The 9,727-nt window shown below is 73.2% G+C and carries 8 protein-coding genes; 2 read left to right on the top strand and 6 right to left on the bottom strand.

Annotated features, from left to right (window positions below):
• The first annotated feature begins 103 nt into the window (after window positions 1–103).
• A complete protein-coding gene (locus ACFWOG_RS36355) occupies window positions 104–2,611 on the top strand; it encodes a CDP-glycerol glycerophosphotransferase family protein (protein ID WP_380363648.1) in 2,508 nt (835 codons plus the stop codon).
• On the opposite strand, the gene ACFWOG_RS36350 is transcribed toward ACFWOG_RS36355, so the two are convergent.
• The 6 genes from ACFWOG_RS36350 to ACFWOG_RS36325 form a co-directional block, all read right to left on the bottom strand.
• Window positions 2,596–3,084 carry a 2'-5' RNA ligase family protein gene (locus ACFWOG_RS36350; RefSeq protein ID WP_329885319.1) on the bottom strand — a complete coding sequence of 163 codons (489 nt, stop codon included), beginning with the start codon at window positions 3,082–3,084 and terminating at the stop codon, window positions 2,596–2,598. The two genes, ACFWOG_RS36355 and ACFWOG_RS36350, sit on opposite strands and share 16 nt — an antisense overlap.
• A gap of 62 nt (window positions 3,085–3,146) precedes the next feature.
• Window positions 3,147–4,187 (bottom strand): tryptophan--tRNA ligase, encoded by a 1,041-nt coding sequence (trpS, locus tag ACFWOG_RS36345; protein WP_329885320.1) that lies wholly within the window; start codon window positions 4,185–4,187, stop codon window positions 3,147–3,149.
• 30 nt (window positions 4,188–4,217) lie between these two features.
• On the bottom strand, window positions 4,218–5,543 hold the full coding sequence (locus ACFWOG_RS36340; protein WP_329947737.1) for a hemolysin family protein: 1,326 nt from the start codon (window positions 5,541–5,543) through the stop codon (window positions 4,218–4,220).
• Between the two features lie 163 nt (window positions 5,544–5,706).
• Complete coding sequence (locus ACFWOG_RS36335; RefSeq protein ID WP_329885322.1) at window positions 5,707–6,699, bottom strand: malate dehydrogenase; 993 nt, start codon at window positions 6,697–6,699, stop codon at window positions 5,707–5,709.
• A gap of 226 nt (window positions 6,700–6,925) precedes the next feature.
• Window positions 6,926–7,345, bottom strand: a complete 420-nt coding sequence (locus tag ACFWOG_RS36330) for a DUF3017 domain-containing protein (RefSeq protein WP_329885323.1) — start codon at window positions 7,343–7,345, stop codon at window positions 6,926–6,928.
• Between the two features lie 18 nt (window positions 7,346–7,363).
• Complete coding sequence (locus ACFWOG_RS36325) at window positions 7,364–8,218, bottom strand: bifunctional methylenetetrahydrofolate dehydrogenase/methenyltetrahydrofolate cyclohydrolase (protein ID WP_329885324.1); 855 nt, start codon at window positions 8,216–8,218, stop codon at window positions 7,364–7,366.
• 707 nt (window positions 8,219–8,925) lie between these two features.
• On the opposite strand from ACFWOG_RS36325, the gene ACFWOG_RS36320 reads away from it, so the two are divergent.
• A complete protein-coding gene (locus ACFWOG_RS36320; protein ID WP_329885325.1) occupies window positions 8,926–9,678 on the top strand; it encodes an RDD family protein in 753 nt (250 codons plus the stop codon).
• The last annotated feature ends 49 nt before the right edge of the window (window positions 9,679–9,727 follow it).

Genomic DNA, 9,727 nt, shown 5'->3' with positions numbered 1-9,727 from the left:
CTCCGAGAGAACTCCCAGGCAATATTCAGGTAAACATTTAATTGACTTCAGGAATCATTTCCCGGTAACTTCGCGATTTCTTGCCGAGAAAGGTTCGTGGAAGATGACTGTCCTCACCCGGCTCGTCCTCCCGCACGCCGCACCCCGCTCCGGCGAACCGTCACCCGGGGGCGACGAGGACGCCGCCTTCGGGCTGCTGCGCGCCCGCTGGACCGCCCGGGGCCTCGAACTCACCGGCTACGCCCGCCCGGACGACCGGGACACCGCCCGCCCCGGCTCGGCCTGGACCTGGCTCACCCTGCGTCGCGACGACCACGAACCGCCCCTCCACCTCCCCACCCGGCCGCGCCGCATTCCCGAGATCACCGACGACGCCGCCCACCCCGACCACAACAACGACTGGGCCGGCTTCACCGCCCTGGTCGAACCCCGCCGGCTCCGCCCCGGCGACGACTGGCTGCTCGGCGACTGGACCGTCGAGGCCACCCTCTTCACCCGTCCCCGCCCCACCCGGCTGCGCCGGCAGTACGGCGCCCTCGGCGCCCACTGGTGCGGCTCCGGCGAGTACCCGCCGGCCCGCTGGGTCGACCACGACGTCCGCCTCCAGCCGCACTTCGCCGACGGCCGGCTGAGCCTGCGGCTGGAACGCCCCGGCGCCCGCCTCACCGGTGCCGACCCGGCGGCGGACGGGCTGCGGCTGCGCGGCGCCACCACCGCCCCCTGCCCGGCCGGCACCGTGCTGCGACTGCGCCACCGCGAGAGCGGCGCCGTCCTGATCCACCCGGTCACCACCTCCGGGCGGTCCCTCGCCGTCCACCTGCCGTACCGGCCGTTCACCGCCGACGGGCGCGGCGGCCAGGAGCCGGAGCACTGGGAACCGGAGCTGCTCCGCCCCGACGGCTCCGCCGGACCACTCGTCCTCGACGAGCGCCACGGCCCGGTCGCCGGCCAGCACCGGCTGCCCGGCACCGACGACCGGGCGCTCTACCTCAAGCACCTCGCCGACGGCCGGCTCCAGCTCTGCGTCCAGCCCGCCGCCGGCTACGTCGAACGGCTCGCCGTCCGGAGCGGCGGCTTCGAGCTCACCGGCCACTGCCCCGCCCCCGGACCGCTGGAACTGGTGCTGCGGCACAGCGGCACCGGCAGCGAGATCCGCCGGCCGGTCGACCTCGGCCCCGACCACCGGTTCCTGGTCCGGCTGCCCGCCACCCGCACCGGCTCCGACGGCACCGAACTGCCGCTGCGCAAGGGGCTCTGGGAGGCTGCCCTCCACCCGGTCGGACGGCCCGGCCCCGCGCGCCCGCTGATCGCCGCCCCCGCCGTCCTGGCCGCCCTGCCGGCCGCCGCCCGGGCCGGCGGCAAGCGCGTCCTGCTCCAGCGGCGCTGGCACGACACCCTGCTGCTGGACTCCACGCCCGTCCTCACCGCCACCGAGCGCAGCGCCTGGACCCAGGCCCGCCAGCGCTCCGCCGGCTACCCCGCCGCCCGCCGCGAGCCGCTGCGCGAGACCGTGCTGTACGACGTCTTCGGCGGGCGCGGCTACGCCGACTCGCCACGTGCCGTGCACGCCGAACTCGTGCGCCGGGGAGCCCCGTTGGAACACCTCTGGGTGATCGACGACGGCCAGGCCGAGCTGCCGCCCGGGGTCCGGGCGGTGCGGGTCTGGAGCCCCGAGTGGTACCGGGCCCTGGCCACCAGCCGGTACCTGGTCGGCAACACGCACTTCCCGGACTTCCTGCGCCGCCGCCCCGGCCAGGTCGTCGTCCAGACCTGGCACGGCGCCCCGCTCAAGCGGATCGCCCACGACGTCGACAACCCCTGGCTCGCCGACCACGGCTACCTCGACGCGCTCGCCCGGGAGACCCCGCAGTGGAGCCTGCTGGTCTCACCCAGCGGCTTCGCCACCCCGCACCTGCGCCGGGCCTTCCGCTACCGCGGCGAGATCCTGGAGTCCGGCTACCCCCGCAACGACCTGCTGGCCCGGCCCGACACCGCACGGGCCGCCGCCGTCCGCCGCCGGCTCGGCGTCCCGGACGGCCGGCGGGTGGTGCTGTACGCGCCGACCTGGCGGGAGGACCAGCAGCGCCCGGACGGCGACGGCTTCCGGCTCGACCTGCGGCTCGACCTCGACCGGGCCCGGGAGGCGCTCGGCCGCGACCACGTCCTGCTGGTCCGCCAGCACGCGCACGTCCGCGAGCCGCTGGCGGGCGACCGGGACGGCTTCGTGCGGGACTGCGGCGACTACCCGGACGTGCAGGACCTGCTGCTGATCGCCGACGTGCTGGTCACGGACTACTCGTCCGTCATGTTCGACTTCGCGGTCACCGGCCGCCCGATGCTCTTCTTCACCTACGACCTGGCGCACTACCGGGACACCCTGCGCGGCTTCACCTTCGACTTCGAGTCGCAGGCCCCCGGGCCGCTGCTCGACGACTCCGACCAGGTGGTCGCGGCGCTGCGCGGACTGGCCGACGACGGCGGGCTGCCCGCCGGGCACGCCGAGCGCCACCGGCGCTTCCGGGACGTCCACTGCGCGCTGGACGACGGCGGCGCCGCGGGCCGGGTGGTCGACCGGATGCTCGGACTCGGACGCGCTCAGCCGAAGTCGTAGGCCCGCCAGGGCCGCCAGACCTCGTCGTCGTCGAAGCGGGAGAGACTGAACCCCGGCACCGGGAACGCCGCCCGGAACGACCGCGCCTGCTCGTACGCCTGGTCCAGCACGTCGTCGGCGAGCCCGTGGGCCACCGTCACGTGGGGGTGGTACGGGAACGCCAGCTCCCGGGCCAGCGGGCCGGAGCGGATGTCCGCCTCCAGCAGCCGGCACTCCTGCTCGCCCTCCTCGACCCGGACGAAGACCACCGGGGAGACCGGGCGGAAGGAGCCGGAGCCGCGCAGCACCATCCGGAACGACCGGTGCGCGCCCGCCACCGCCGCCAGGTGCTCCTCGATCTTCGGCAGCGCCTCGGCCGGCACCTCCGTCGGCGGCAGCAGGGTGACGTGCGTGGGTATCGACCGGGCCAGCGGGTCGCCGTGCCCGGCCCGCGCGTCCTGGATCGCCGAGCCGTACGGATCCGGGACGCTCACGGACACGCCGATGGTGACGGTCCCGGGAAGACCGCCACCACCGGGCAGGCTCGTCAGCGGAGTCACCGCTTGGCGGCCGGAAGGAAGCCGATCCGGTCGTACACCGTCTCCAGCGTCCGCGACGCCACGTCACGGGCCTTCTCGGCGCCCAGCGCGAGAACGCGGTCCAGCTCGGCCGGGTCGTCCAGGAAGCCCCGGGTGCGCTGCTGGAACGGCGTCACCCAGTCGGCGAACAGCTCCGCCAGCTCGGTCTTCAGGGCGCCGTACATCTTGCCCTCGAAGTGCGCGACCAGCTGGTCGATCGACTGGCCGCTGAGCGCCGAGTGGATCCGCAGCAGGTTGGAGACGCCGGCCTTCTCCTCCTCGTCGTAGGAGACGACCGTGCCGGTGTCGGTGACGGCGCTCTTGAACTTCTTGGCGCTCGCCTTCGGCTCGTCGAGCAGGTTCACCAGGCCCTTGGCGGAGGAGGCGGACTTGCTCATCTTGGCGCCCGGGTCCTGGAGGTCCAGGATCTTGGCCGTCTCCTTGAGGATGTACGGCTTCGGCACGGTGAAGGTCGGGCTGTAGCGGGTGTTGAACCGCTCGGCGAGGTCGCGGGTGAGCTCCAGGTGCTGGCGCTGGTCCTCACCGACCGGGACGGCGTCCGCCTGGTAGAGCAGGATGTCGGCGATCTGCAGGACCGGGTAGGTGAAGAGGCCGACCGAGGTGCCGGCGGCGCCCTGCTTGGCCGACTTGTCCTTGAACTGGGTCATCCGGGAGGCCTCGCCGAAGCCGGTGAGGCAGTTCATCACCCAGCCGAGCTGCGCGTGCTCGGGCACGTGCGACTGGATGAACAGGGTGCAGCGCTCGGGGTCCAGCCCGGCGCCGAGGAGCTGGGCGGCGGAGACCCGGGTGTTCTCGCGCAGCGTCGCCGGATCCTGCTCGACCGTGATCGCGTGCAGGTCGACCACCATGTAGAAGGCGTCGTTGTCCTCCTGCAGGTCGACCCACTGGCGCACCGCGCCGAGGTAGTTGCCGAGGTGGAACGAGCCGGAGGTGGGCTGGATCCCGGAGAGAACCCGGGGACGGTCCTTGACCGGACCAGTGACCGCTGCGTTGACCATGCGGGCCATTGTTCCAGTTCCACCGACCGGTCAGGAAACCTCTGCCCCCGGCGGTTCCGTCAGTGTGACCGCACTCACCCCGACCCGGGCGATCCGCCGGCCCTCCACCTTGGCCACCGTCAGCAGCACCTCCTCCCCCGGGCCGGCCGGGATCCGGACCGCGTCGCCGTCGACGGGCAGCCGGCCCAGCGCGGCCACCAGGCAGCCGGCCACCGTCTCGTACGGGCCCTCGGGGAGCGTGACGCCGGTCTCCTCGGCGAAGTCGCCCAGGTTCAGCAGGCCGTCCAGTTCCATGCCGCCGCCGACCAGCCGGCGGGTGGTGGTCGGCTCCTGGCTGTCGTACTCGTCACGGATCTCGCCGATCACCTCCTCCACCAGGTCCTCCAGGGTGACGATGCCGGCGGTGCCGCCGTACTCGTCGACCACGATCGCCAGGTGGTGGCCCTCGCGACGCATCTCGCCCATCGCCGCCAGCACCCGCTTGGTGCCGGGCAGCAGCTTCACCGGGCGGGCCAGGTCACGGACCTTGGCGGCCCGTTCGCCGCGGGCGCCGTACAGGTCGCGGACGTGGACGAAGCCGGTCACCGCGTCGTAGCTGCCCTCGACCACGGGGTAGCGGGAGTGCGGGGAGGTGCCCGCCTGCTCGCGGACCTCGGCCAGCGGGCGCTCGGCGTCCAGGAAGGTCACCTCGGTGCGCGGGACCATCACCTCGCGCAGCTGGCGCTCGCCGGCGGCGAACACGTCCGCGATCAACGTCCTTTCGTCACTGCCGAGTTCGGTGTTGGCCGCGACCAGGCCACGGAGCTCCTCGGAGCTCATCGAGCCGCGCCCCGCGGTCGGATCGCCGCCGAACAGCCGGACCATCAGGTCGGTGGAGTGACCGAGCAGCCAGATCACCGGCCGCAGCACCACCGACATGACGTCCACCACGGGCGCGGCCAGCACCGCGATGGAGTCGGCCCGCTGGAGGCCGATCCGCTTCGGGGTGAGCTCGCCGAGCACCAGCGAGACGTAGCTGATCAGCAGGGTGAGGCCGACCAGCGCGGTGGCGTCGGCCACCCCCGCGGAGAGCCCCGCCCGGACGAAGAGCGGAGCCACCTTGCCGGCCAGCGTGTCGGCGCCGAACGCGGCCGAGAGGAAGCCCATGCAGGTGACACCGACCTGGACGGCGGCCAGGAAGCGGTTCGGGTCGGCCGCGAGGTGCGCGGCCCGGGCGGCCCGCCGGGTGCCCCGGGCCCCCAGCGTCCGGATCTGGCCCTCGCGCAGCGAGATCAGCGAGATCTCGGCGACGTTGAACAGGCCGCCCAGGGCGATGAAGACGAGGACGAGCGCGGCGTCCTCGATGGTTTCGTTCACAGCGGGTCAGTGTAGGACCGGGCGGCGCCGGGACGGCCGCGTCGCGCCGCCTCCCGGGCGGCGGCCGGAGGCGCGACGGCCGGACGCGCGACGGCCGGACGCGCGACGGCCCGCCGCCTCCGGTGCGGAGGGGCGGGCCGTCGCGAAGCACTGCGGGACGGACTCAGATGAGGCCGAGCTCCTGGACCGCGTCGCGCTCCTCGACCAGCTCCTGGACCGAGGCGTTGATCCGGCCACGGGAGAAGTCGGAGATCTCCAGGCCCTGGACGATCTCGAACGCGCCGTCCTTGGTGGTGACCGGGAAGGACGAGATCAGACCGGCCGGCACGCCGTAGGAGCCGTCGGAGACGACACCCATGGAGGTCCAGTCGCCCGCGGCGGTGCCGTTGACCCAGGTGTGGACGTGGTCGATGGCGGCGTTGGCGGCCGAGGCGGCCGAGGAGGCGCCGCGGGCCTCGATGATGGCCGCGCCGCGCTTGGCGACGGTCGGGATGAAGTCGTTCTCCAGCCAGGCCTGGTCGGCACCGACGGCCTCGAAGGCCGGCTTGCCGGCGATCTCGGCCTGGAAGATGTCCGGGTACTGGGTGGCGGAGTGGTTGCCCCAGATGGTGACGCGCTTGATGTCGGAGACCAGGGTGCCGGTCTTGGCCGACAGCTGGCCGACCGCCCGGTTGTGGTCCAGACGGGTCATCGCGGTGAAGCGCTCGGCCGGCACGTCCGGGGCGTTGCGCTGGGCGATCAGGGCGTTGGTGTTGGCCGGGTTGCCGACGACCAGGACCTTGATGTCGTCCGCGGCGTTGTCGTTGATGGCCTTGCCCTGCGGACCGAAGATGCCGCCGTTGGCCTGCAGCAGGTCGCCGCGCTCCATGCCGGCGGTGCGCGGACGGGCGCCGACCAGCAGCGCGACGTTGGCGCCGTCGAAGGCCTCGTTCGGGTTGTCCGTGATCTTGATGTCGCGCAGCAGCGGGAACGCGCAGTCCACGAGCTCCATGGCGGTGCCCTCGGCGGCCTTGAGGCCCTGCGGGATCTCCAGGAGGCGGAGGTTCACCGGTACGTCGGCACCGAGCAGGTGGCCCGAGGCGATGCGGAAGAGCAGCGCGTAGCCGATCTGGCCGGCGGCTCCGGTGATGGTGACATTGACGGGGGTGCGGGTCATTTCTACCTTCTCCAGCAAATCGCCAGGTGCCCCAGGCACGTTCGGCGCGCCGGAGCCGAGGACGGTCTCTCGACATCGAGAGAACCGGCGTCAGGGTATCGCAAAGGGAAGCGTACGCCGCGGTCGCGGTCCCGGCTGGTGGGTCACGGACGACGACGGCCCCCGCCCGACGGGTCGGGCGGGGGCCGCGACGCCGCCCTGCGGGCGGCTCGGCACGGTGGACGGCTCAGCGTCGTGGACGGCCGATCAGCTGGCCGATGTTGTCCAGCAGCGGCAGCTCCAGCCACGGGTTGGGCTGGGCCACCAGGGTCAGCAGCACGATCGACAGACCCAGGAAGGTCAGCACGATCACGTCGGTGAACCGGCTGCGGACCGCCAGCATGCCGACCTCGGGCAGCGCCAGCCGGAGCAGCGCGCCGAGCAGCACCCCGCCGCCGATGATCAGCAGCCCGTACTTGAAGCCGTCCTCGAAGTCCGCGAACCAGGTGACCGCGAGGCCGGCGCCGACCACCAGCAGGACCAGCGTTATCGGCCACTGCCGGACCGGCAGTGCGTGCTCACGGCCCAGCGCGGCCGCCGAGCCCTCGGGGGGCAGGGTGCCGGTGGTCTTGACCGGCCTGCGCCTGGTCCGCCGCGGTTCGCTCATCGTTCTCCGCCCTCGGGGTCAGCTGCCGGCGCGGCGCTCGGCCGCCACGACGATGTTGTTCAGCAGCATGGCGCGGGTCATCGGCCCCACACCGCCGGGGTTCGGGGAGATCCAGCCGGCCACCTCGGCCACGCCGGGGTGCACGTCGCCGACGATCTTGCCCTCGCTGCGGCTGACACCGACGTCCAGCACGGCCGCGCCGGGCTTGACGTCCTCCGGCTTGACCAGGTGCGGCACGCCCGCGGCGGCCACCACGATGTCGGCCTTCCGCAGGTGGTAGGCCAGGTCACGGGTGCCGGTGTGGCAGAGCGTGACGGTGGCGTTCTCGGAGCGGCGGGTCAGCAGCAGGCCGATCGAACGGCCGACGGTGACGCCGCGGCCGATCACGACCACCTCGGCACCGTCGATGGCCACGTCGTGGCGGCGCAGCAGCTCGACGATGCCGAGCGGGGTGCACGGCAGCGGGCCCTCGATGCCGAGCGCGAGCCGGCCGAGCGAGGTCGGGTGCAGGCCGTCCGCGTCCTTGTCCGGGTCCATCAGCTCCAGGACGGGGTTCTGGTCGAGGCCCTTGGGCAGCGGCAGCTGGACGATGTAGCCGGTGCAGGCCGGGTCGGCGTTGAGCTCGCGGACGACGTTCTCGACGTCCTCCTGGGTGGCCGTGGCGGGCAGCTCGCGCTGGATCGAGGCGATGCCGACCTCCGCGCAGTCGCGGTGCTTGCCGTTGACGTACCAGCGGCTGCCCGGGTCGTCGCCGACCAGGACGGTACCGAGGCCCGGCGTGACGCCCTTCGTCTTGAGGACCGCCACGCGGGCGGCGAGTTCGGACTTGATCGCGGCCGCGGTGGCCTTGCCATCGAGAATCTGCGCAGTCATGGCCCCATTCTCCCGGATCCCCGCAACCGTCCGCGCCACGGCCTCGTCGCCGTTCGGCCCACGGCTCACGAGCCGCCGGCGGCACCGCCCCGGGCACCGCCCCTGACATCGGTCCGGGCACCCGTCCGGGCACCCGTCCGGGCACCGGTCCGGTCCCGTCCGGTCCCGTCCGCGCCGTGGCCGCGGCACCGCCGGTCACTCGGACCCGGGCCGTCGGGGCCCCGGGGGCCCCTCGGCAGGCCCGCGGCGGGCCCGTCCCGCGCTCCCGCGGGCCCGGGACGGGCACGGAACGTGCGGGTCACATTGCGGTTCCGCCACAGTCCGGTCCGACGCGCGGGCGCGGCTGGACAGCGCACGGCCGCCCGGTTGACGATGAGCGGGCATTCCCCGCCGCATCCGGCCCGGTGACGGGCCGACGGACAGACCCGGCGGGGGCGTACCCGGGGGAAGAACAGAGTGAGCCGACCAGATCGCACCGCGCCGACGACGACCTACCGCCGACGCGGGCCGCAGCCCGCCGCAGGGCCGTCACGCCCCCTGTTCGCACCGTCCCCCCGGTCCTGAATCGGGGCGCACGCCGGGCTGTTCACGCCCCCGGTGTCAGTGCGCTCCGCTAGCGTCCCGTCCGACCGGCCACCCGATCCACCGGTCCGATCCGGGTCCTCCGTTGTCCCGTCCCCACCGTCCCCATCTGCCCGGAGGCATCGATGAGCTACCCGCCCGACCCGAACAACCCGTACAACCAGCCCCAGCAGCCGCAGCAGCCGCCGCAGGCCGGTTACGGCTACCCGCAGCAGGCCCCGCCGGCCGCCGGTTACGGCTACCCGCAGCAGCCGCCGCAGCAGCCGGCCTACGGCGTGCCGCAGCAGCAGGCGTACGCGTACGCGCCGGCGCCGGGCACCCTCCAGGCGAACAACGGCTACATCAGCATCGCCCAGCTGGGCACGGTGAAGCTCGCCACCATGGGCCAGCGGTTCCTCGCCCGCCTGATCGACGGCCTCGCGATCGGCGCGGTCATCGCGCTGGTGATGGCGCTCGGCCTGGCCAGCGCGCTGGGCATCGCCAAGGAGGCCGACGACTGCAGCACCTACCGCTACGGCAGCGCCTCGTACAACGACTGCCTCCAGCAGAACCAGGACGCCGCCGCCGGCTTCCTCGCCACCATGATGATCATGATCGGCGTGCTGTCGGTGTTCAACCTGCTGTACGAGTGGCTGATGGTCTCCTTCGCCGGCGCCACCCTGGGCAAGCTGGCCCTGGGCCTGCGCGTGGTCAAGGAGAACACCGGTCAGGTCCCCGGCCTGGGCGGCGGCTTCATCCGCTTCATCATCCCGATCGTCGGCGCCTTCCTCTGCTACATCGGCGCCGTACTGGTCTACCTGTCGCCGTTCTTCGACAACTCCGGGAAGCTGCAGGGCTGGCACGACCGTGCCGCCGGCACCCTGGTGATCAAGAAGTAACGCGCGCCCGCACCAGGCACGACGGAGCGGCCCGACCCCCTCACCGGAG

The sequence above is a fragment of the Kitasatospora sp. NPDC058406 genome (genome assembly GCF_042722765.1).
Taxonomy (GTDB): Bacteria; Actinomycetota; Actinomycetes; order Streptomycetales; family Streptomycetaceae; genus Kitasatospora.
This window is presented reverse-complemented; position numbering and strand designations above follow the sequence as displayed.

Coding starts and splice junctions, on each gene's coding strand:
- ACFWOG_RS36320 (WP_329885325.1), top strand. CDS start 8,926: ATGAGCTACCCGCCCGACCCGAACAACCCGTACAACCAGCCCCAGCAG.
- ACFWOG_RS36355 (WP_380363648.1), top strand. CDS start 104: ATGACTGTCCTCACCCGGCTCGTCCTCCCGCACGCCGCACCCCGCTCC.
- ACFWOG_RS36330 (WP_329885323.1), bottom strand. CDS start 7,345: ATGAGCGAACCGCGGCGGACCAGGCGCAGGCCGGTCAAGACCACCGGC.
- ACFWOG_RS36335 (WP_329885322.1), bottom strand. CDS start 6,699: ATGACCCGCACCCCCGTCAATGTCACCATCACCGGAGCCGCCGGCCAG.
- trpS (WP_329885320.1), bottom strand. CDS start 4,187: ATGGTCAACGCAGCGGTCACTGGTCCGGTCAAGGACCGTCCCCGGGTT.
- ACFWOG_RS36325 (WP_329885324.1), bottom strand. CDS start 8,218: ATGACTGCGCAGATTCTCGATGGCAAGGCCACCGCGGCCGCGATCAAG.